Annotated in this window: 22 protein-coding genes; 8 read left to right on the forward strand and 14 right to left on the reverse strand. The window is 64.5% G+C overall.

The window, feature by feature from the left end:
* The first annotated feature begins 283 nt into the window (after positions 1-283).
* The 3 genes from C451_RS10080 to C451_RS10090 all read left to right on the forward strand — a co-directional run bounded on the left by C451_RS10080 (position 284) and on the right by C451_RS10090 (position 3,865).
* Positions 284-646, forward strand: a complete 363-nt coding sequence (locus C451_RS10080; protein WP_080503534.1) for a hypothetical protein — start codon at positions 284-286, stop codon at positions 644-646.
* 209 nt (positions 647-855) lie between these two features.
* The gene (locus tag C451_RS10085) at positions 856-2,025 is read left to right on the forward strand and encodes a helix-turn-helix transcriptional regulator (protein WP_007740250.1); all 1,170 of its coding nucleotides are present in this window, start codon (positions 856-858) and stop codon (positions 2,023-2,025) included.
* Positions 2,026-2,128: 103 nt separating this feature from the next.
* The gene (locus C451_RS10090) at positions 2,129-3,865 is read left to right on the forward strand and encodes an excinuclease ABC subunit C (RefSeq protein ID WP_007740252.1); all 1,737 of its coding nucleotides are present in this window, start codon (positions 2,129-2,131) and stop codon (positions 3,863-3,865) included.
* Positions 3,866-3,903: 38 nt separating this feature from the next.
* Here C451_RS10090 and C451_RS10095 read toward each other — a convergent pair whose 3' ends face one another.
* The 4 genes from C451_RS10095 to C451_RS10110 form a co-directional block, all read right to left on the reverse strand.
* Positions 3,904-4,125, reverse strand: coding sequence for a hypothetical protein (locus C451_RS10095; RefSeq protein WP_007740253.1), 222 nt, complete (start codon positions 4,123-4,125; stop codon positions 3,904-3,906).
* A 40-nt stretch (positions 4,126-4,165) separates the two neighbouring features.
* Positions 4,166-4,579, reverse strand: coding sequence for an acyl-CoA thioesterase (locus tag C451_RS10100; protein WP_049913084.1), 414 nt, complete (start codon positions 4,577-4,579; stop codon positions 4,166-4,168).
* 104 nt (positions 4,580-4,683) lie between these two features.
* Positions 4,684-5,679 carry a ribonucleotide-diphosphate reductase subunit beta gene (locus C451_RS10105; RefSeq protein ID WP_007740255.1) on the reverse strand — a complete coding sequence of 332 codons (996 nt, stop codon included), beginning with the start codon at positions 5,677-5,679 and terminating at the stop codon, positions 4,684-4,686.
* Positions 5,679-8,114 carry a ribonucleoside-diphosphate reductase subunit alpha gene (locus C451_RS10110; protein WP_007740256.1) on the reverse strand — a complete coding sequence of 812 codons (2,436 nt, stop codon included), beginning with the start codon at positions 8,112-8,114 and terminating at the stop codon, positions 5,679-5,681. The genes C451_RS10105 and C451_RS10110 overlap by 1 nt, the downstream gene beginning before the upstream one ends.
* Positions 8,115-8,340: 226 nt before the next feature.
* Between C451_RS10110 and C451_RS10115 the strand changes: the two genes are divergently transcribed.
* The gene (locus C451_RS10115; RefSeq protein ID WP_007740257.1) at positions 8,341-8,562 is read left to right on the forward strand and encodes a hypothetical protein; all 222 of its coding nucleotides are present in this window, start codon (positions 8,341-8,343) and stop codon (positions 8,560-8,562) included.
* Here C451_RS10115 and uvrB read toward each other — a convergent pair.
* From uvrB to C451_RS10130, 3 genes are all read right to left on the reverse strand, one after another.
* Positions 8,559-10,628 (reverse strand): excinuclease ABC subunit UvrB, encoded by a 2,070-nt coding sequence (gene uvrB, locus C451_RS10120; protein ID WP_007740259.1) that lies wholly within the window; start codon positions 10,626-10,628, stop codon positions 8,559-8,561. The two genes, C451_RS10115 and uvrB, sit on opposite strands and share 4 nt — an antisense overlap.
* A gap of 203 nt (positions 10,629-10,831) precedes the next feature.
* Positions 10,832-11,719, reverse strand: a complete 888-nt coding sequence (locus C451_RS10125; protein WP_007740262.1) for a sulfurtransferase — start codon at positions 11,717-11,719, stop codon at positions 10,832-10,834.
* Positions 11,720-11,957: 238 nt separating this feature from the next.
* Positions 11,958-12,635, reverse strand: a complete 678-nt coding sequence (locus C451_RS10130) for a class I SAM-dependent methyltransferase (RefSeq protein WP_007740263.1) — start codon at positions 12,633-12,635, stop codon at positions 11,958-11,960.
* A gap of 97 nt (positions 12,636-12,732) precedes the next feature.
* Between C451_RS10130 and C451_RS10135 the strand changes: the two genes are divergently transcribed.
* Both C451_RS10135 and C451_RS10140 read left to right on the forward strand, forming a co-directional pair.
* Positions 12,733-13,158, forward strand: coding sequence for a DUF2391 family protein (locus C451_RS10135; protein ID WP_049913075.1), 426 nt, complete (start codon positions 12,733-12,735; stop codon positions 13,156-13,158).
* Positions 13,159-13,215: 57 nt separating this feature from the next.
* Positions 13,216-13,794, forward strand: coding sequence for a DUF7090 family protein (locus C451_RS10140; RefSeq protein ID WP_007740265.1), 579 nt, complete (start codon positions 13,216-13,218; stop codon positions 13,792-13,794).
* On the opposite strand, the gene C451_RS10145 is transcribed toward C451_RS10140, so the two are convergent.
* The 5 genes from C451_RS10145 to C451_RS10160 all read right to left on the reverse strand — a co-directional run bounded on the left by C451_RS10145 (position 13,791) and on the right by C451_RS10160 (position 16,531).
* On the reverse strand, positions 13,791-14,570 hold the full coding sequence (locus tag C451_RS10145; protein ID WP_007740269.1) for a DUF7089 family protein: 780 nt from the start codon (positions 14,568-14,570) through the stop codon (positions 13,791-13,793). The two genes, C451_RS10140 and C451_RS10145, sit on opposite strands and share 4 nt — an antisense overlap.
* Positions 14,571-14,660 carry a hypothetical protein gene (locus tag C451_RS24605; RefSeq protein ID WP_449271510.1) on the reverse strand — a complete coding sequence of 30 codons (90 nt, stop codon included), beginning with the start codon at positions 14,658-14,660 and terminating at the stop codon, positions 14,571-14,573.
* 83 nt (positions 14,661-14,743) lie between these two features.
* Positions 14,744-15,430 (reverse strand): OapC/ArvC family zinc-ribbon domain-containing protein, encoded by a 687-nt coding sequence (locus C451_RS10150; protein ID WP_007740271.1) that lies wholly within the window; start codon positions 15,428-15,430, stop codon positions 14,744-14,746.
* Between the two features lie 70 nt (positions 15,431-15,500).
* On the reverse strand, positions 15,501-15,899 hold the full coding sequence (locus C451_RS10155) for a DUF2073 domain-containing protein (protein ID WP_007740274.1): 399 nt from the start codon (positions 15,897-15,899) through the stop codon (positions 15,501-15,503).
* Positions 15,899-16,531, reverse strand: coding sequence for an Era-like GTP-binding protein (locus C451_RS10160; RefSeq protein WP_007740275.1), 633 nt, complete (start codon positions 16,529-16,531; stop codon positions 15,899-15,901). Before C451_RS10160 ends, C451_RS10155 begins: the two co-directional genes overlap by 1 nt.
* Before the next feature lie 835 nt (positions 16,532-17,366).
* Here C451_RS10160 and C451_RS10165 point away from each other — a divergent pair.
* A complete protein-coding gene (locus C451_RS10165) occupies positions 17,367-19,142 on the forward strand; it encodes a Cdc6/Cdc18 family protein (RefSeq protein ID WP_007740276.1) in 1,776 nt (591 codons plus the stop codon).
* Positions 19,143-19,151: 9 nt separating this feature from the next.
* Here C451_RS10165 and C451_RS10170 read toward each other — a convergent pair whose 3' ends face one another.
* On the reverse strand, positions 19,152-20,168 hold the full coding sequence (locus C451_RS10170) for a S26 family signal peptidase (RefSeq protein WP_007740278.1): 1,017 nt from the start codon (positions 20,166-20,168) through the stop codon (positions 19,152-19,154).
* An 84-nt stretch (positions 20,169-20,252) separates the two neighbouring features.
* On the opposite strand from C451_RS10170, the gene C451_RS10175 reads away from it, so the two are divergent.
* Complete coding sequence (locus C451_RS10175; RefSeq protein ID WP_007740279.1) at positions 20,253-21,803, forward strand: DNA-directed DNA polymerase II small subunit; 1,551 nt, start codon at positions 20,253-20,255, stop codon at positions 21,801-21,803.
* Between the two features lie 26 nt (positions 21,804-21,829).
* Here the strand turns inward: C451_RS10175 and C451_RS10180 are convergent, their stop codons facing one another.
* Positions 21,830-22,180: a hypothetical protein gene (locus C451_RS10180; RefSeq protein WP_007740280.1), complete on the reverse strand. Its 351-nt coding sequence runs from the start codon at positions 22,178-22,180 to the stop codon at positions 21,830-21,832.
* Position 22,181: the final 1 nt, after the last annotated feature.

Here is a 22,181-nt window from a genome sequence, read left to right on the forward strand (position 1 = left end):
TTCGGGTGTGAAACGGTTGGATATCGGAATTGAAATCGTCGTTTCGTGCAGTACGTGGCGCTCGAAAAGGGACCGTTGGCCGCGGGCGACGGCGATCGGCTCGCGAGCCGGCTGGCGCGGGGCGCACGTGGCGGACAGTCGTCAGCCAAGCGTCAGACACGTGTTGTTCGAACATGAAGAAAAGCGCGTGAATCGGCTTCTCAGCGGCTGTAACGGTCCGCAACAGTCGGAACAGGACGGGCTATTTATGTGGTCGAGGCTGCTGGTGTCGAGTGCAGAACGCATGACAAGCAAACCATTCGACGCGCTCGGGGAGCGGCTCCCCTCACGGCGCGTTCTGGCGGTCGGTCTCGTTGCCGCGCTGCTCGTCTTCGCTGGCTGTATGGGCGGCGGTGGCGGTAACAACAGTAGCGAAGGAACGACTGCGATGGACGGCGGTGCTGCCGAGGAAACCACCATGATGGAAGACGGCGGCATGGCCGAAGAGACGACGATGATGGAAGACGGTGAGGAGACCATGATGGAAGACGGCGAAGAGACGACCATGATGGGCGAGGAAGAGACCATGATGGAAGGTACCGACATGGGTACGGAGATGGAAGGTACCGAGACGATGGGCAACACGACGACCGAAGCTGCGGCCTAAATTCGGTCCCCAGCCCTCTCAAAACCGATACGCGGTCGGTGCTGCCGACCGTTCGTTTTTATCGACCACATTCGTCGATAGCGATATCGCCGTGCTGATGGCGCTGTGTCGGTCCGACAGCCGATAGGAGAGATCGATCGGGCGGGATATGTGCAGCTACCGACTGACCGACAGTATAATACCGAGCGCACGCAGAAGATAGGCGAAGGATGAGCGACGGCGTGCGTATCTTGGCAGGAGTGCTCTGTCTGGTGGTACTCGCCAGCGCCGCCGTCCCGGCCGTCGCGCAGTCGAACGACGGCATCGGCACGATCGAGGTCTCGGGCAGCGGCGTCATCACCAACGATCCCGCAAACAGCTCGACGTATCTCTGGAGCGACGAGTCGCTCAACGTCAGCGTCGGCTTCGCCGACCAACCGGACGCCCGTAACTACCGCGTCTGTCTCGGTGCCGATCGGAAGGGAGCGACGCGAACGCTCGACTGTGGGCTCGAAGCGCTGCCGAACGGCACCAACGGCACCGCCGAGTTCACCAACGTCACGTGGCCGCAGAACGCCACCGGCGAGCAGAGACTCGCCGTCGAGCTCCAGAAGCTCTCGAACGCGAGCAACGCGACGGTGCTCGACCGCACGACCGTCCCCGTGACGGTGCTCCGTCGACAGGGTGACTTCGACGGCGACGGGTTGACGAACGCCCGCGAGGTCGAGGCGGGCTACAACGTCTCGAACCCGGACATGGATGCCGACGGACTGACCGACGGCGCGGAGGTCAACCAGTACGGCTCCGACCCGCAGGACCCCGACAGCGACGGTGACGGCATCCGCGACGGGATCGAAGTCCAGCGCGGCACCGATCCGACCGCGAGCGACACCGACGGCGACGGGCTCGACGACGATCTCGAAGCGATGCTCGGAACGAACCCGACCAACGATCTGACACCGATCTGGCTCGTCGTCGGCGCGCTCCTCGTCGTCGCCGTCGTCGTGGCCGTCGCCGCGTTCGTCCGTCGTCGGTGGCGCGAACGCGACGGCAGCCTGCTACAGCTGGGCTCGGATTCGGATGAGCCGGCGACCGAGCCGGCGGACGATGGGGATGCAGCCACCGATACGGAGCCCACGACCGAGATCGCCGAGCCGATGCCGATGACCGACGAGGACCGCGTACTGGCGCTGCTGCGCGATCATGGCGGGCGGATGAAACAGTCACAGATCGTCGAGCGAACCGAGTGGTCGAAGGCGAAGGTGAGCCGACTGCTCTCGTCGATGAACGAGGACGGCAGCGTCGAGAAGCTCTCGATCGGGCGCGAGAACATCATCAGCCTCGATGGCCACGGCCCGGAGGCCGCGCGCTCGCCACACGAGGAGAACCCGTCCGACTGATCGTCGATCGGACGTATCGTGATCGCTGGAGCCGTGAACGCGATCGGCGCGTGCAATGGCTCTGATCGACAGTATCAAACACCTCGCGTGCCTTCAGTAGCTGATGGACGCAGCGCACGTCCGTGAGCACGCCGGCGAGCTCCCACGCGAACCTGGCGTCTATCAGTTCCAGGAGGGTGAGACGACGCTCTACGTCGGCAAGGCCGTCGATATCCGCGATCGGGTGCGCTCGTACGCCGACCCGCGCTCGCGGCGCATCGCGAGGATGGTCGAGCGCGCCGAGGAGATCGAATGTGCGGTCACTGACACCGAGACGCAGGCACTCCTGCTCGAAGCGAACCTGATCAAACGCCATCAGCCGCGCTACAACGTCCGTCTGAAGGACGACAAGTCCTATCCGCTCGTCCAGCTCACCGATCACGAGTTCCCGCGCATCGAGATCACGCGCGACCCCAACCCCGGGGCGGTGGCGTTCGGACCCTACACCGAGCGCGGGCGCGTCGAGACCGTCGTGAAGGCGCTCCGGGAGACCTACGGCGTGCGGGGCTGTTCCGATCACAAGTTTTCCGGGCGCGATCGACCCTGTCTCGATCACGATCTCGGGCTCTGCACCGCGCCGTGTACCGGCGAGATCGGTGGAGAGGAGTACATCGCCGACGTCGAGTCCGTCGAGCGCTTTTTCGAGGGGAGTCCAGGGCTGCTCGCCGACCCGTTGCGCCGTGAGATGGAGCGGGCCACGGCGGAGCAGAACTTCGAGCGGGCCGCGAACCTGCGCGACAAGCTCCAGGTCGTGGAGTCGTTCCACGAGGGTGGCGGCGAGGCCGTGTCGGCCCCCACCAGCGAGGAGTGGGTCGACGTACTCGGTGCGGTCGTCGAAGGCGAGCGCGCGACGGTCGCCAAATTACACAGCGAGGGCGGCCAGCTCGTCGAGCGCGACCGCCACACGCTCTCGGTGCCCGACGACGGCGAGGAGGGAGTGGGGAGCGTGCTCGCGGCGTTCATCGTCCAGTATTACGCCGAGCGCTCGCTGCCCGACGCACTGCTGCTCTCCGAACGGTTCACCGACGACGAACTCGACGACTGGCTCGACGGCGAGGGCGTCGCGGTGCGCGTCCCCGGTGCGGGACGCGAAGCGACTCTCGTGGAGCTGGCGCTCAAGAACGCCCGTCGCGGACGCGGAAAGGCCGACGGGACGGCGGCGCTCGCCGACCGCCTCGGCATCGAGCGCACGAACAGGATCGAGGGGTTCGACGTGAGCCACGCGCAGGGCCGGGCCGCCGTCGGCAGCGACGTGACGTTCGTCGACGGCAGTCCCGAGAAATCCGACTATCGACGGAAGAAACTCGACGACGAGAACGACGACTACGCCAACATGCACGCGCTCGTGGCATGGCGCGCACGCAGAGCGGTCGAGGGTCGAGATGACAGGCCGGATCCCGACTTACTGCTCATCGACGGCGGCGAGGGGCAGTTGACCGCCGCACGCGATGCGCTCTCCGAAGTCGGCTGGGACGTCCCCGCGATCGGGCTGGCGAAGGCCGAAGAGCGCGTCGTCACCCCCGATGGGAGTTTCGCGTGGCCCGACGACGCGCCCGAGCGCCACCTGCTCCAGCGCGTTCGCGACGAGTCCCATCGGTTCGCGGTCCAGTACCACCAGACGCTGCGCGACGACGTCTCGACCGTTCTCGACGACGTTCCCGGTATCGGTCCCCAGACCAGAAAGCGCCTGCTCCGGCGCTTCGGCAGCGTCGACGGGGTGCGCGCGGCCTCGCCCGACGAACTCCAGTCGGTCTCCGGAGTGGGCGAGAAGACCGCCACGACGATCCAGGGGCGGCTCTGAGTTCGCGGCGCTGGACCGTTCGCGGATGGAATACCACGTCACCGGAACTCCCGACGGTAGAGCCGCCCGAGCGTGATGACGGCGATGCCGACACAGACCAGTCCGGCCAGAAAGCCGATCGTGGGGCCAAGAGTCACGCCGGCACCGATGAGTGCGACGAGAAAGACGAGCAGGTCGAGCTGCGAACGAGTCTCGAACGCGAATCCGGACGTGCGTTCGGTTTCCGGCGAGGACGGATCCTCCGTGATTGCAGAATTCACCTTCCGTACTGAGCTAAAACTCCGTTTTCGGCGGGACGACCTATCCTGTCCGTTTGTGGTGCTCCCGGCGCTGTTCCAGAGCACGCTCGCGGAGCGCGTGCTGGTGACCGCTCGCGCAGGCGAGGTCGGGCACCGGTCGCGTGCCGTGCGAACCGTCGACGGCGACGAACGTGAAGAACGAGGTCGTCGTCTCGCGGCGTTCGTCGGCCGCCGGGCGTTCGGCCGTGACGGTGACTTTCACGTCCATGCTCGTCCGTCCCGTCGCGAAGACGTAGCCCGAGAGCGTGACGATCTCGCCCTGCTCGATCGGTGCGAGGAACTCGACGCCCTCCATCGCGGCGGTGACGGTCAGCCCGCCCGAGAACCGCCGCGAGGCGATCGCCGCGCAGATATCCATCCAGTGGAGCATCCGGCCGCCGAGCGCGCGCCCGAGGTTGTTGGTGTCGGTCGGCATCAGGATCTCGCTCGTCTCCGTGTACGATGCGCCGAGGGTTGCCTCGCCAGCGTCAGCCGGACCATCGGCGGTCGGATCGGCCGCGGCGTTCGCTTCGGCCACGCTCACCACTCCAGCGAGCCGCCGGTGCGGTACTCCGTCACCTGGGTCTCGAAGAAGTTCTTCTCCTTGTTGAGATCGGCGGCTGCCGAGAGCCACGGGAACGGGTTGTCGGTCCCGTACTCGGGGTCGAGATCGAGCTGGCCGAGCCGGCGGTCGGCGACGTACTCGACGTAGTCGGCGAACTGGTCGGGACCCATCCCGAGGATCTCGTCGGGACAGGCCTCGCGGGCGTACCGGCGTTCGAGATCGACCGCCTCGGTGACGAGATCGCGGACCTCCCGCCCGAAGTCGGCGGTCCACGCGCCGGTCTCGGTGCGGATGGCGTCGATGAGATCGACGCCGAAGCCCAGATGGAGCGACTCGTCGCGCATGATATACTCGAACTGCTGGCCGACACCGGTCATCTTCCCCTGGCGTTTGAGCCCGAGCATCATCGCGAAGCCGGCGTAGAAGAAGATCCCCTCCATGATGACGTAGAAGCCGATCAGGTCGCGCATGAACGCTCGAACGTCCTCCTGACTCCGGATCTCGAAGTCGTCGCGATCGATCACTCTGGTGAGATCGACCACGAACTCGTCTTTCTCCTCGATAGCGGGGATGCGGTCGTACATCCCGTAGAGATAGTCCGGATCGAAGCCCAGACTATCACAGCAGTAGATGAACGTGTCCGTGTGGACGGCCTCCTCGTATGCCTGGCGGAGGAGATACTGGCGACACTCGGGGGCGGTGACGTGATCGTACACCGCGAGCACGATGTTGTTCGCGGTCAGCGATTCGGCGGTCGAGAAGAAGCCGAGGTTCCACTCAACGAGCTGGCGTTCGGCGTCGCTGAGTTCGCCCTCGTTCCATTGGCGGACGTCCTCACCCATCGGGATCTCCTCGGGCGTCCAGTTGTTCGCCACGCCGTCGCGGTAGTATTCGCGTGCCCACTCGTAGTCGATCGGCAGGATCTTGTTCGGGTCGTGTCCGTCGGCGTCGGTGGTGTACGTGATCGGCATTACTGGCAGGCCTCGCAGGTCGGGTCCTCGACCGTCGGAAGGTCGGTTTCGTCGTCGTTGTCGTCCGTGCTATCGGTGTTTCCATCTTCGACATCGCGCGTCTGCGTTCGGCCGTACTCGGCCATGTCGATGGTGGACTTCTCGAACTGGCTCGCGCCCAGCGTACGGAGATAGTAGGTCGTCTTCAGCCCGAGTTCCCATGCCGTTCGGTAGACATCGTCGAGCAGCGAGCCGTCCGTCGAGGGGAAGAAGACGTTCACCGACTGGCTCTGGTCGAGCCAAATCCCCCTGTGAGCGGCGAGTTCGAGCTGGTGGCGCGGGTCGATCTCGAACGCACCGCGGTGGCGCTCGCGGATCGCCTCGGGAATTTCGCGGATCTCCTGGATCGAGCCGTCGTGGTATTTGATCCGATCGAGCATCTCCTCGTTCCAGAGGTCGTGCTCGTCGAGATCGGCGACGAGGCGATCGTTGACCACGGTGAACTCGCCGCTCATGTTCGATTTGACGTAGAGGTTGGAGTAGCGCGGTTCGATCGAGGGGGTGGTACCGGCGATCGTCGAGATCGTCGCCGTCGGCGCGATCGCCATCGTGTTCGAGTTGCGCATCCCGTGCTCGGCGACGTGCTCGCGGACGGGTTCCCAGTCGAGGCGTTCGGTTACGTCGATCGGGATCTCGCGGTCGCGTTCGGCCTCCAGCAACGGGACGGTGTCCTGCGGGAAGAGATCGCGATCCCACTTCGACCCCTCGTAGGAGTCGTAGGGGCCGCGTTCCGCGGCGAGGCGCGAGGAGTTCAAAATAGCGTGATAGGAGTGGAACTCCGCGATGCGATCGGCGAAGTCGATGGCCTCGTCGCTCGCCATCGGAATGTCCTGTTCGATCAGCGCCTCGTGGAATCCCATCATCCCGAGGCCGACGGGTCGGTGGCGGGTGTTCGAGCGCTCGGCGCGGTCAGTGGGGTAGAAGTTGAGATCCACGACGTTGTCGAGCATCCGCATCGCCGTCTCGATCGTGTCGGCGAGGCGCTCGCGGTCGATCCCGTCCTCGCCGACGTGGCGAGCGAGGTTCACCGAGCCGAGGTTGCAGACCGCGGTCTCCTCGTCGGAGGTGTTGAGCGTGATCTCGGTACAGAGGTTCGAGGAGTTGACGACGCCCGTGTGGTCCTGGGGCGAGCGGACGTTACAGGCGTCCTTGAACGTGAGCCACGGATGACCGGTCTCGAACAGCCGGGTGAGCATCGTCCGCCAGAGCTCCGTGGCGTCACGACGCTCGTACTGGTCGATCTCGCCCTCGTCGGCCTGTCGTTCGTATTCGCAATAGCGTTGCTCGAACTCCTCGCCGTAGGTTCCGTGGAGATCGGGCGTTTCGTCGGGCGAGAACAGCGTCCACTGTTCGTCGTTCTCGACGCGCTTCATGAACAGATCGGGCACCCACGCCGCGGTGTTCATCTCGTGAGTGCGCCGGCGCTCGTCGCCCGTGTTGCGCTTCAGATCGAGGAAAGCCGGGAAATCGAGATGCCACGGTTCGAGGTAGGCACAGGCCGCACCGCGACGTTTTCCTGATCGGTTGATCGCCGCGGTCACGTCGTTCGAGATATTGAGAAATGGGACCGTACCCGTGGACTCGACGCCCGTCGAGGAGATCCGCGCACCCGCCGCCCGGACGTTCGTCCAGTCGTTGCCGAGCCCGCCCGACCACTTCGAGAGTTTCGCGTGGGCCTTGTACGAGTCGAAGATCCCCTCCAGATCGTCCGGCACGGTCGTGAGATAACACGAGGAGAGCTGCGGGTGGGTCGTCCCGGCGTGGAACAGCGTCGGTGTCGAGAAGACGAAGCGGAGGGTGGAGAGCTGGTCGTAGAACTCCTTCGCGTGCGCGAGGCGCTCGTCGTCGGGTTCGGCGAGCGCGATGCCCATCGCGACGCGCATCCAGAACGCCTGCGGGAGTTCGATCGGTTCGTCGTCGATGGCGAGGAAGTAGCGCTGGGCGAGCGTCGTCATCGCCATGTATTCGAGTCGGTCGTCGCGCGCAGGATCGAGGTGGTCGGCGAGTGCGTCGAGATCGAACTCGCCCATCCGCTCGTCGAGGAGATTTTCTTCGACGCCGCGCTCGATACCCGTACGGAACGTCTCGCGATAGCCAGTTTCGGGGATCCCCTCCAGTCCGGGTTCCTCGCCCACGACGTCGCGGTAGTGCTGGTGGCGAAACACCGCGGCGGCGAGTCGTTTGTATCGTGGCTCGCGCTCGATGCGGGCGGTCAGCACCCCGACGAGCGCCTCGCGGGCTTCCGCATCGGTCGCGCCCGCGTAGAGGTCGCGTTCGGTCGCGGCGACGACGTCCGCGGCGGCGCTCTCGGTGATGATCTCCTCGTCGTTCGGGCGCGCTCGATCGAGTGCTCGACGAACGACGTCCGTCTGGGTTGCCTGTGCTCCTTCGCTCATGATGTGGCTGGCTGTCGGCGCATAGTTGTGACTCGCTATCGGTTCGCTGTCCGGCGGTTCCCGTCGGCTGGGAACCGCGGCCGTACCGAACGAGCACGCGGAACTCGCATAAACCTTTCCAATGCTGCTTTCAGTAATACAAATATACTTGTTTTACCGGTTCCCGGTCGGTGGTCGTCGGTGCGCCAAAGAGATATGAAGACGGCAATCGAAGGTCGAATCAGCGATGTTCGATCGGAAGGGCTACCGACTCGGCGTGGCGGTCGTCTTCCTGCTCGTCTTCGCCGTCTCGTCGGGGATCATGGTCGTCGCGGGCTATGGCGTCGTTGCGATCGATACGGAGCTCCTCGCGAGCGCCGTCGTCGCCGCTCTGCTCTCGCTGTACGGGTTCTACCGGATGCTGACCGGGTTCGTCGAGAACGGATCGACGGAGCGGACGGCCGGTTAGAACTCCGCTTCCGGCGGCACGCCCTCCTCGGGTGGGACGCCCCCTTCGTCTTCGAGTTCGAACTCGTCGCGGAGTTCACGGATGCGGTCGCGGATGTCCGCCGCGAGCTCGAACTCCAGGTTGCCGGCGGCCTCGTCCATCCGGTCTTCGAGATCGGTGACGAGTTCCCTAGCCCCCTCGGTCGAGTCGGGTTCGAGGGTGGCCGTCCCGCCGGTGTCGGTCTCCGATCCGGGGAGGTTCGTCTCGCCGACCTCCTTCTCGATCGTTCGCGGCTCGAAGCCGTGCTCGGCGTTGTACTCCTGCTGGATCTCGCGGCGGCGCTGGGTCTCGTCGATCGCCGACTCCATCGAGTCGGTCACGTCGTCGGCGTAGAGCACGACCTCGCCGTTGACGTTCCGGGCGGCGCGACCCATCGTCTGGACGAGCGTGGTCTCGGATCGGAGGAACCCCTCCTGATCGGCGTCGAGGATCGCCACCAAAGATACTTCGGGGATGTCGAGACCCTCGCGGAGCAGGTTGATGCCCACGAGCACGTCGAACTCGCCGAGTCGGAGCCCGCGGACGAGTTCGTGGCGTTCGAGTGTGTCGGTCTCGTCGTGCATGTACTCGACGGCGATCCCGGCCTCTTCGAGATACTCGGTGAGGTCCTCTGCCATCCGCTTGGTGAGCGTGGTGACGAGGATCCGCTCGTCGCGCTCGATGCGCCCGTCGATCCGTTCGAGGAGATCGTCGATCTGGCCGTCCACGGGCGAGAGTTCGACCGCGGGATCGACGAGATGAGTGGGGCGAACGATCTGCTCGACGATCTGTTCGGAGTTCTCGCGCTCGTAGTCGGCGGGCGTCGCGCTGACGTAGAGGGTCTGGCCGGTCTTTTCGGCGAACTCGGGATGGCGCAGCGGACGGTTGTCGTAGGCCGTCGGCAGGCGAAACCCGTTGCCGACGAGCGAGTCCTTGCGGGATTTGTCGCCCGCGAACTGGCCCCTGATCTGGGGCACGGTCTGATGGGATTCGTCGATCACCGTGAGGAAATCGTCGGGAAAGTAGTCCAGGAGGGTGAACGGCGCGTCGCCAGAGTCGCGGTCGGAGAGATGCACCGAGTAGTTCTCGATCCCCGAGCAGTAGCCCGTCTCGCGCAGCATCTCGAGATCGAAGGTGGTGCGCTCCTCGATGCGCTGGGCGGCGACGAGATCGCCCTCGCGCTCGAAGTACGAGACCCGTTCGTCCATCAGCTCCTCGATCTCCTCGATGGCCGTGTCGAGACGGTTCTCGGGGATCGAGTAGTGTTCCGCCGGGTGGACGAGGACGGCCGGTTCCTCGCTTTTGACCTCGCCCGCCAGGGGATCGAGTTTCGTCAGGCGATCGATCTCGTCGCCCCAGAACTCCACCCGGACGGCGTACCGCCCGTACATCGGGAAGATCTCCACCGTGTCGCCCCGGACCCGAAACGTGCCCTGGGTGAAATCGACATCGTTGCGCTCGTAGTTCAGATCGACGAGTCCCTTGAGCAGTTCGTCGCGATCGATCTCCTGACCGACCTCCAGTTCGAGGCTCATGTCGATGTAGTTCTTCGGGTCGCCGAGCCCGTAGATCGCGGAGACGGAGGCGACCACGATCACGTCGTCGCGGGTGAGCAACGAGCGCGTCGCCGAGTGTCGCAGCCTGTCGATCTCGTCGTTGATCGAGGCGTCCTTGTCGATGTAGGTGTCCGAGGCTTCGACGTAGGCCTCCGGCTGGTAGTAGTCGTAGTAGGAGACGAAATACTCGACGGCGTTGTCCGGGAAGAGATTTCGAAATTCCTCGTAGAGCTGTGCCGCCAGGGTCTTGTTGTGCGCGATGACGAGCGTCGGTTTTTGAATCTCCTCGACGACCCACGAGACGGTGTTGGTCTTGCCCGACCCCGTGACCCCGAGCAGCGTCTGGGCGTCCATCCCCTGCTCGAACCCCGCCGCGAGCTGTTCGATGGCTTCTGGCTGATCGCCCGCGGGATCGAACGGTGCTTCGACACGAAACGGGATCTCCTTGCCTGGACGGTCCGGCTGGAGCGGGCCGGACTGGGTGTCGCTCATTGTGGATTGCAGGGGCTGAAGCCACTTGACGCGCTCGCCTGTCGGTTTCGCAACGGAACAGTGGCGTGACTTCCGGCGTGAAAAATCGAGAATTCGATGTGGGTTCGTCCGTCGTGACGAGGATTCGCTTCCTCGATCGCCCTCGTTTTGCTTCGCGGCTCGCGGCTACTCGCTGCTCCGCTACGAGGCGGGGTTCGTGGTGCCTACTCCGCTTCGCCCTTCTCGATGGGCGAGCGGATGATGTTGCCCCACTCGGTCCACGAGCCGTCGTAGTTCTGCACGTCGTCGAAGCCCAGCAGTTCGACGAGCGCGAACCACGCGATCGAGGAGCGCTCGCCGACCCGGCAGTAGGTGACGACCGACTGGTCCTCGGTGATACCCGCATCGGCGTAGAGTTCGCTGAGTTCGTCGGCGGTCTTGAAGGTACCGTCGTCGTTGAGCACCGTGGCGGTCGGGACGTTGCTCGCACCCGGGATGTGGCCGCCGCGCTGGGCGGTCTCCTGAAGCCCCTCGGGCGCGATGATCTCGCCTTTGAACTCCTCGGGCGAGCGCACGTCGACCATCGGCAGCCCACCCTCGACGGCCTGCTCGACGTCCTGGCGGTACGCGCGGATGCTCTCGAACGGCCCGCGTGCGGAGTAGTCCTGACTCGGGAAGTCGGGCTCCTCGTCGGTGAGCGGGTAGTCGTTCGCGACCCAGTAGTCCTTCCCACCGTTCAGCACGCGGACGTCCTCGTGACCGTAGTATTTGAACTGCCAGTAGGCGAACAGCGCGAACCAGTTGGGAACGCGGCCGCCGCCGTAGAAGACGACTGTACTGTCCTCGGAGACGCCCGCTTCGCCCATCGTCTCCTCGAAGGTATCCTTCGAGAGGATGTCGCGAGTCGTCTGATCGGTGAAGTCCTCTTCCCAGTCGAGAAAGACCGCACCCGGGGCGTGACCCTCCTCGTAGGCGGTGTACTCCGAATCCGCGGTCACGGTCGGATTGTTTACTTCGAGCAGTCGATAGTCGGGATCGTCGCTCTGGAACTCGTCGAGATGCTCGTCGACCCAGTCGGCCGAAACGAGCACGTCGTTCGCGTAATCACTCATGGCCGCTCGCAACTACGATGCGGGGGCATATATTACCGATACATTCGGCAGGTTCCGCCACTACTGCGCAGTTTGCGGAGTTTGTTGCCTCTTTCGTTCGAGTCGGGGTGGTTCCACAGAGCCAGACCGGGGATGAGGCCGGCGTTGCTTCGACTGGAGACGAGAAAGGAGGACACCGTTGCTGGTATCGGCAGGAGGGGAGGGAGAGGAAGACCGATCGAGCGGTGTCGGGAACGACTCAGGGGACGACGCCGACGGTCAGCAGCGTGCCGAAGGTGCGGTAGCGGTCGACCATCGCCTCGCGGGTCGCGAACTCGTCGGTCGGGAACTCGCTTTCGGCCGGGATCTCGGTCTCGCGATCGGGAACCGTGTCCTGAGCGGCGACGTGAAAGCCCGCCGCGCGGAACGCGTCGCGATACTCGTCCATGTCCCAGCGGGTCATCTCGATGGAGATGGAGTCCTGCCAGTCGTGGCTGTGGACGTTCTCCTCGTAGTAGTTGACCGCGCAGTAGAACGTGCCGCCCGGACGGAGCGTGCGCCGAAGTTCGGCGAGTGCCTCGTGCGGATCGGCGGCGTAGTAGAACGCCTCCATCGAGAAAGCGTGATCGAAGCTGTCGTCGGCGAACGGGAGGTGATCGAAATCGCCGACGAGAAATTCGATGCTATCCGAGTCGGTGTACGAGCGCGCGTTTCGGGCCATCTCGGGCGAGCCGTCGAGCCCACAGACGAGCGCGCCGGTCGTGTCGTTGATCGCCCGGCCGGCGTAGCCGCTGCCGGTACCGAGATCGAGCACGCGATCGCCCGCCTCGACGGGCATACGCGCGAGAGCGTGTTTGGCGGTGTGCCAGTGACGATCCTCCATCCCGCGATCGCGCCCCTCTGCAGCCCATGCGTCGAACTCCTCTTTGACGGTCATATCGGGGGAAACGGTGCCGAGGTGAAAACCCGTTCGGGCCACCGGGCCGACCTCACCCGAGCGCAGGCGTCTTGTTCGCCGGCGGCGAGCGGTCGACATGACGAGATGGAGACCCCACTTCCAGGTGGCGGACATCGCCCAGCAGGTCGTCGGCGGCTTCCTGCTCGCCGGACCGTTCGTCGTCACCGAGGAGGTCTGGACGCTCGCGACGAACATGGAGACGATCAACGCCGTGCTGACCGTCGCCGTCGTCCTCGCGATCGGCTACGGCGCACTCTACAAAGCCGACGACGAGCGCAACCCCGACCACGAGCGGGCCGTCGCCGGGGTGCCGGTGCGGTTCGTCTCGCTGATGGCCATCTCCTTCGGCTCGGTGGTGATCCTCGCGGTGATGTTCGACGCACCGGAGACGTTTCTCGAATCCATGGCACCGATGGAGCGGTTCGTGACGACACTACAGGCGGTGTCGGTCGGGGCGCTGTTCAGCGTCGTCGGCGCGGCCACCGCCGACAGCGTCTTCTGACATCCTGACCGTCTGGCGTGTCGCAGGGATTAAGATGCCTGCCGCCGCGCTTCGGGCATGGATTATGCGCTCACGGTCGAGGATACCCCCGAGACGATTCCCGGTGGGACCGGCATACTCTTGATACACCCGAGCACCGGCGAAACCGATCGGATCGACACCGACTTCCTCAACACCGACACCGACAGCCTGCTCGTGGTCTCGACGCGGACGACCGCCCGCGAGGTCGAACAGAAACTCGAACACTACGACGTCGACCGCGAGAAGGCGACGATCCTCGACACGCTGAGTATCGAACGCGGCTACTCGCGACGCTCCGGCGAGGGCGTCCACTACGTCGCCGCGCCGGACGACGTCGACGGCATCGTCGACACCGTCGCGGAGTTCCTGGAGGAGAACGACGGCAAGCTCCGCGTGAGCCTCGATTCGGTCACGGAGATGGCCTACTACGCCGACGAGGAGCGCGCCCGCGAGACCGTCGACGCACTGCTCGAACTGCTCGCCGAACACGACGCCGTCGGTCTGTTCCATCTCGCCGAGGAGGTCCACGACGAGTCGGTCGTCGAGGAGTACCGCGAACTGTTCGACGGCATCATCTCGCTCGACGTCGACGGCGAAGTGCGCGGCGAGTTCTAATCGAGTTCGGCGAAGGTCTTCTCGGCCCACTCGACGGCGTACTCGGGACCGTACTCGCGGTAGGCGCGCGTGTCGAGCGCGCCGAAGGGAGTTGGGATGTCGAGATCGTGTTTGACGGCGCTACAGGCGAGTTCGGCGGCCGCCGCGAAGGTGGTCTCGCCGGTGGCGATCTCGCTCGACAGGTTCGTGAGTCGGGGCGTGAGGCGCTCGCCCGCATCGACCCACGCGGCGTGGAGATCCGGGTGGTCGTCGTCCCAATCGGCGAAGACATCGCGGGTCGCACGACCGAGAAAAGCGTCGTAGAGTGCGGCGGCGAGCTGATACGTGCCCGCCGAGCCGAGCGAGGTCGCCTCGTCGAGATCGCGGTAGCGCTCGCCGAAGAAGCCGAGGAACTGTTCTGGCTCGTCGAACCCGATCTCGACGAGTGCTTCGGCGATCAGAAACTCGATGAACGGCTCGGGCGAGCCCGCGAGACGGGGTTTGACCAGTACCGTGGACGGCACGGTCTGGGTTGTCCACGCGACGCCGCCGTCGCCGGGCATACCGATCGTGAACGAGTCGCTGGCGTAGTTCGCGAGGATCTCGGGCGCGTCGGCCGGCAGCCACTCGGCGGGATGGGAGACCGGATCGAGCGACTCACAGAGCGGGCCGAGCGACTCGGCGACCGCCGGATCGAGCGTCTCGAAGTCACGTTCGGTGTCGAGGACCAGCGCGTCGGGGGCGTGCTCGTCGCGGACCGCCGCGAGATCGTCCGAGAGTGCTCGACGATCGAACATCTACACGAGCGCGAGCGCGACGATGATCCCCACGGCGAGCAGCGCGGAGAGACCGACCGTTCCCAGCACGATTTTGGTTGCCTGACTCATGGGGAGTTGCTTCTCGCGGCCCCCTGTTAAGTGCTTCAATTGTCGCGGCTCGCCGGACGGTTTGTTCGCCGATTCTTTTGTGGTCACTCACCGTGCCAGGAGCCGGGCACGTCGATCACGTACTGACCGTCCTCCTGGAGGGCGATGATGTACTCCTCGCGGTTGTACAGCTCCATCAGATTGAGCTCGTACTGGCCGGGTTCGAGGATCTTGATGCTCTCGAACTGGTCGTCGAGCTCCTGCCGGAGCGCCGCCATCTCTGCATCGTCCGCACCGTCGGCGTCGCTGGCATCGCCGTCGTCAGCGGGATCGGTGGGATCGGCGGAGGGGTCCGTTTCGCCTGCGGAGAGAGTGGCGGAGTCGTCGCTAGTGGCGGAGTCGTCGCTGGCCGGTGTGTGCTCGGAGTTCGGGGCCGCACCCACTGCGGGATCGTCCGACGACGCCACGTCGCGACGGGCGTTCGCCTGTGCGCCGTCCTCGGTTTCGACTGCAGCGGGAGCATCGGAGTCGGTAGTCGGCGGTCCGTCGGGCGGTGCGTCGTTCGGCCCATCGGTGGCCGGCGGTGGCTGTGTGGCTGCTGGATCGTCGGGAGGGTGGTCCGTGGCTGCTGCGTCGGTGCGTTCGTCCGCCGACCGAGCGGCGCTCGCTTCGCGCGCATCGGCCGCCGGTTCGAATTTGAACTTGTTGCCGCCACAGTCCGGACAGCCCGACAGCATCTCCTTCGAGCCGTCGGGGAACGTGTGGCCGCACTCCGTACACTGGTGGGGCATTAGCGGGACGTGGCCGCCGAGTGCAAAGAGGGCGTCGGCGGCGTTGCAGGGGAAAGGATGGTCGGTACGGTCACGTACGAGTGACGAGCGCCGAGATGAGCGTCTCGTCCTTGTGGAGCGTTTCGAGGCGGTTGGCCGGCCCGATGACGGTGAGCTTCGTCTCCGTCTCGCGGCCCATCAGTCGGTCGAAGAACCCGCCGCTCGATTTCGACGAACCGGGATAGGTCTCGATCTCGATGCCGGTGAACTCGTCGGGGCTGATCTCGGTCATCGTCACCTCGATGAGCTTCGACTCCTCTTCCGGGTCGAGCCCTTCCTCCAGAATGACGATGTTGCCGTCGTGGACGCTGTCGAGGATCAGGCGGATCTTCTCCATGCTCGCGAGCTGGTCCATCCGCTCGCCGCTGATCATGTCCAGCTGGACGCCGCTGCCGTCGGCGTCGCCGGTGGAGTCGTCTGCTTCGGACATCAGCCGAAGTACTCCGCGATTTTCTCGTAGACTTCGTCCATGTTCTCACCTTCGAGCGCCGACAGCGGGACCGTCTCGTGCTGGGGGAAGGCGTTCTTGATGCGCTGGATGCTCGCGTCCTCGAGATCGATCTTGTTGGCGAAGATCAGGACGGGGAGATCCTGACTCTCGATGATGCCGACGAGCATCGTGTTCACCTGCGTGAAGGGATCCTCGGCGGAATCGAGCACGTAGATGACGCCGTCGACGTCCTCGCGCAGCCAGTGCATCGCCTCGGCGACGCCCTCGGTGGCCTCGCGCGAGCGGCGCACGGCGTCGTCCTTCTCCATGTCGTGTTCGATGAACTCCTCGTAGTCGACCTTGGTCGCGACGCCGGGCGTGTCGACGATGTCGATGTTCACCGACTTGCCGTTGCGCTCGATCTCGATGTCTTCCTTCCGGCGCGCACGCCGCGTCTCGTGGGGGATATGGCTCTCCGGCCCCACGGCATCGCCGGTCCAATCGCGTGCGATGCGGTTCGCGAGCGTCGTCTTGCCGGCGTTCGGCGGCCCGTAGATACCGATTCGCTGCTGTTGCTGCCCGCTCGAAAAGAGGTTCGAGATGCTTTTTCTGAGTCCTGCGAATAGTCCCATTATTCTCTCCCACCCGCCCGCCGGGCGAATCCGGACGTACAACGATATCGCATACACTTAAACCCACGTCAGACACGTATCAGGCTTGCTGATTCGATCGAACGGTCGCCCTGTCCGAGCTCACACAGTCCGATCGACGATTGTTCTCATCGTACCGACCGTCGATCGATCGCCGCTTCTTCCTCCACTCCACTCTCCCTTTCTTCTCTCTTCCTTTCTTCACTGACGATGCATGTTATTCTAGCACATTCTTCCGTACCCCCACCCCTTCGTTTCGAGTGGAACAGGGATAGGGCGGTGTGTGGCGAGGTGGATCTCGTGGGACGAGACGGCGAACGAAGCCACGACAGGACGATGAATCATCTAGGATGTGCTAGAATAACATGCATCGTCAGTGAAGAANATGTCGTCTATAGAGTGTTTTCTCTACTCTTCGGATGTTGTTCTCAGCCTCTTTACTTAATAGTTTCCTAATCTAGACGCACCTCTCGTCCCCTACCCACCCCTCCCAGCCGTTCCACCTGAAACGAAGGGGTGGGGGGGTGGAGAGGTGGAAGGTTGGTGTGACTATCCTCATCACTGGTTCCTCGACGACCTGTTTTGTTCTGGTCAGGTCGCAACCGTCGTTCGTTTCCTCCCCGTTGCCGCCCGAATCAACAAATTAATATATACCCAACCTCTGGTTCCGCTGCACGATTAACAGAGCAGACCCACGCACACCATCGTCCTATATCGACGTAGCTGCCTTCTCTCGGGGATATACGCCATTCTTCGCTGGTGTGCGGGAACTCTTCCATCCGAAAGGAAGGGGTCGGAATGCGGGAACCGAACGGCAATGACAGGAAACGATCGATCATCCGACGACCGAACCGCCGACGATTCGTCGGCACCGCCAGACAGCGCTGATTCCGACGATACCGTCGGTACCGATGACGCCGTCGACACTGACGACAGTGTCTCGACAGACCCGATCACCGGCCGGGCAACCGTCTCGACCGATGCCGACAGTGATGGCGGGGTACCGGACAGTGACAATGCGAGAGACGAGACAGACGCGACGGACGCCACCGCCACTACCGATACCGACGCGCCCGCGGACGCGGACGAATCGCGAACCGACGCCGCACCGGGACTGTTCGACGATCTCCTCAGCGGCGAGCCGATCTTCGAGAACAAGGACGTCCTCAGACCTTCGTACACGCCCGAACGACTCCCCCATCGCAACGAGCAGATAAACAACATGGCGACGGTGCTCGTCGGCGCACTCCGCGGCGAAACTCCATCGAACATCCTGATCTACGGGAAGACCGGCACGGGCAAGACCGCGAGCGCGAAGTTCGTCAGTAACGAACTCGAAACCACCTCACAGAAGTACACCGTCCCCTGCGAGGTCGAATACATCAACTGCGAGGTGACGGATACTCAGTATCGCGTGCTCGCCCAGCTCGCGAACACGTTCATCGACGCCAACGAACGACATATCGAGGAGCGCCTCGCCGAGCTCCGCGATCTCGCCGAGCGTGCCCGCTCCGATCCGGGAATGCTCGACGACCTCGACCCCAACGGTGCCGCGTTCGCTGACACCGATCTCGACGACATCGAACCCGGCAACGCCGCACCTGACGATGCCGAACCCGACGATGCCGACTCCCCTGCCGTCGAGTTCGACTCCGTCGACGAGATCGAACGCCGCATCGAACAGCTCGAAGCCGATCTCGACGAGTTCGAACCCGTGCCGATGACCGGCTGGCCGACCGATCGCGTCTACTCCACCTTCTTCGAGGCGGTCGACTACCACGAGCGCGTCGTCGTCATCATGCTCGACGAGATCGACAAACTCGTCGAGAAGAGCGGTGACGACACGCTCTACAACCTCTCGCGGATGAACTCCGAACTGGAGAACTCGCGCGTCTCGATTCTCGGCATCTCGAACGATCTCAAGTTCACCGAGTTCCTCGATCCGCGGGTCAAATCCTCCCTGGGCGAGGAGGAGATCGTCTTCCCGCCGTACGACGCGACCCAGCTCCGGGACATCCTCTCGGCGCGCGCGGACATCGCCTTCGTCGAAAACGCCCTCTCGGAGGACGTCATCCCGCTCTGTGCTGCGTTCGCCGCCCAGGAACACGGCGACGCCCGGCGCGCGCTCGATCTCCTCCGTACTGCCGGTGAACTCGCCGAGCGCGGCCAGACCGAGCGCGTCGGCGAGGATCACGTTCGCGATGCTCAGGAGAAGATCGAACTCGACAGAGTCGTGGAGGTCGTCCGCACGCTTCCCACCCAATCGAAAGTCGTCCTCTTCGCCGTGATCCTGCTCGAACGCAACGGTGCACAGAACATCAACACCGGTGAAGTCTACAACATCTATCGCCGGCTCTGCGAGGAGATCGACGCCGACGTGCTGACTCAGCGCCGCGTCACCGATCTCATCTCCGAACTCGACATGCTCGGCATCGTCAACGCGGTCGTCGTCTCGAAGGGGAGATACGGCCGCACCAAGGAGATGAACCTCTCCGTCCCGATCGACGACACCGAAGCCGTCCTGACGAGTGACTCCCGACTGGGCGATATCGAAGACGTCCAACCGTTCGTCCAGGCACGCTTCGACAGCTGATTCGCCTTTTCAGCCGCCGACACCGTTTCCGTTCCCACCGCCGATTCCGAGGCCAATCCCGGCTCCGACAGCGGCGGGACCCGCCTGCCAACTGGCGCCTCCGGCGGCACTCCCGGGTACAGCGGTGTTCGCGGCCGAGACGGAACCCGCAGGCGAACCGAGATCACCGGTCCCGACCGTCCCGAACAGCAGCCGGATCCGGCCGAGCCACGGGATCCTGAGTTCGGCGGTCCCGGTGACCCAGTCGGATTTGACGGGGCTGCTGATCGGTCCGGCACCGGTATCCACCTGATCGTAGAGCCCGTTGTTGTCGCCCTTGGTGATGAACCCGGCGTGGGGAGCCGGACAGTTCGCCAATTCTTCGCAGCTGTCGGCCCCACCGAGATACTCCTCGTTGGCCTTCGTGTACCAGTTCTCGCTGTCGTTCACCCAGAAGCGCGCGCGGTGGATGATCGGCGTCTCCTGCGTACTGCCGTCGGGCTGGTAGACGATGACGTCACCGTACTCGCTGAACTCCTTGTAGTCGGCTGCAGCGCCCGCCTGATAGGGGACGACACCGGTTCCGTCGTAGGCCGCCCCGCCGGGGAAGCGGTGCTCCTCCATCAGGAAGACGAGATCGCCACGTTCCATGTGTGGCTCCATGCTCGGACTCTCGATGGCGACCATCGGCGGCCAGAGCCCGCTGATCGCGAACAGGAGGAGGCCGACGATCGCCACGACCGCGACGCTCGAGAGTACCTCGCGGACGAACGCGACCCACTCCTCGTCGGTGTTCATGAACCAGCGCACGCGTGCGAGCGGTTCCCCGCCGGTCGAATCGCCCGCACTCGGATCGTTCGCGCTCGAACCGCCTGCACCCGAATCACTCCCGTTCGTATCGTCTCCACCCGAAACGTTCCCGTCGTCACGGGCCCCGGTTTCGTCTCCGGGGGTCGCGCTGCTGTCGGTCGTTTCGTCCGTTCCGGAGTCGGATTCCCGGTCGTCCCAGCGTCCGGGCCATCCCTCGTCACCGTCTCCGGAATCCATTGACACCCATACCGCCGGCGGTCGTTTCAACGTTTCCTTCCCACCTCCGCTATCCTTTTGGTTCCCGCCGTGGAATCCGTCTCCGTGCCGCGTTCGAGCTCCGTCCGCATCGTCACCGAACTCGCTAGCCGCGGCTACAACGCCGAGCGCGAGGCCGTCACGCTCATCGCCGGGGCGAACGATCCCGAGCGCGCCATCGAGCGCGTCGTCGAGTCGGTCTCCGATGACGCACTCACGCTCTCGGCCGAACACGTCCGACGGAGCATCGACGCGAACGACGCCACGACAGCGACTCACAACCCCTCTGTTTCGGGTGGAGACCCCGACACACGACCCGATACCGAACCCGACGCTCCAGTCGAAACGAAGGGGTCCGGAGATGCCGACGGCGGGACGACCGACCAACCTGAGCGCTCGGTCGATCCCGAGCTCCGTTCGCTGGCCATCGCGGGCGACATCACGGGGCGCTCGACCGGGACGGGCGAGTACGCCGACTTCGTGCGGACCTTCCGCGACCGATACGAACGGCTCTCGAAACTGCTCCGTTCGCGGATCAACCACCGTCCCACCGAGGCCGTCGAGGCGATGGCCGGCGGCAGCGACGCAGCCATCGTCGGGATGATCTCGGACATCCGCTCGACGGCCAACGGCCACTGGCTGGTCGAACTCGAGGACACCACCGGCACCTTCCCGTGTCTCATCATGAAGGATCGCGATCTCGCGAGCGTCGTCGACGAACTCCTGCTCGACGAGGTCATTGCGGTCGAGGGGACGCTCGCGGGCGACGGCGGCATCCTGTTCGTCGACGATCTCCACTTCCCCGACGTGCCCCGCACGTACACGCCCTCGACGGCCGATCGCCACGTCCGCGCGGCGCTCATCTCGGACGTCCACGTCGGCAGCCAGGAGTTCGCCGCCGACGCGTGGTCGGCGTTCGCCGACTGGCTCCACACCGAGGAGGCGAGCGCCGTCGAGTATCTCCTCGTCGCGGGCGATATGGTCGAGGGTGTGGGCGTCTACCCGAACCAGGACGAGGAGCTCGACATCGTCGATATCTACGAACAGTACGAGCAGTTTTCGGAGTATCTGAAGGAAGTACCCGGCGACATGGAGATCCTCCTGATCCCGGGTAACCACGACGCCGTCCGCCTCGCCGAACCCCAGCCCGGGTTCGACGACGACCTCCGGGAGATCATGGACGTCCACGACGCGCGCATCTCGGGCAACCCTTCGACCGTGACGATCGAGGGTGTCTCGATCCTGATGTACCACGGCGTGAGCCTCGACGAGGTTATCGCCGAACTCCCGGAGGAGAAGGCCAGCTACGACGAGCCGCACAAACCGATGTATCAGCTCCTCAAGAAGCGCCACGTCGCGCCCCAGTACGGCGGTCACACGCGCATCGCGCCCGAGGAGCGCGACTACCTCGTGATGGAGGAGGTGCCGGATATCTTCCACACCGGTCACGTCCACAAACTCGGCTACGGCAAGTATCACAACGTGCTCGCGCTCAACTCGGGCTGCTGGCAGGAACAGACGAGTTTCCAGCAGAGCGTCAACATCGATCCCGACGTGGGCTACGCACCGATCGTCGATCTCGACACGCTCGATCTGACGATCCAGAAGTTCTACTGAGCGGGCGTTTCCGTCTCACGGCCGACTCACTCGTCCAGTCCGATGTAGCTACCCACCTCGGCGACGAGCTCGTTCACGAACCCGTTCGTCACGCTTCCGACGACGTAATCGATCGTTTCGATTCGGGGCGAGACGATGGCCCACGGGTACGCGTGGCTCTGCTGTGGAAGGGTGCCGTGTGTCCAGTTCTCCTCAGTGATTTCGAGTGCGTGTGGCCGCGGTGTGGTCGAAACGGCGGCGGCGATCCATTGCTCGTCGGCAAACGGGTGCGTATCGTCGTTCAAAACGACGAATGGACGCTCCGTGTCGGCTGCGCGCTTGAACGGGTCGGCTGCCCAGAGAACATGACCACGACCGATTCCGGCTGCGTCGTCCATC

The organism is Halococcus thailandensis JCM 13552 (assembly GCF_000336715.1).
GTDB lineage: Archaea > Halobacteriota > Halobacteria > Halobacteriales > Halococcaceae > Halococcus > Halococcus thailandensis.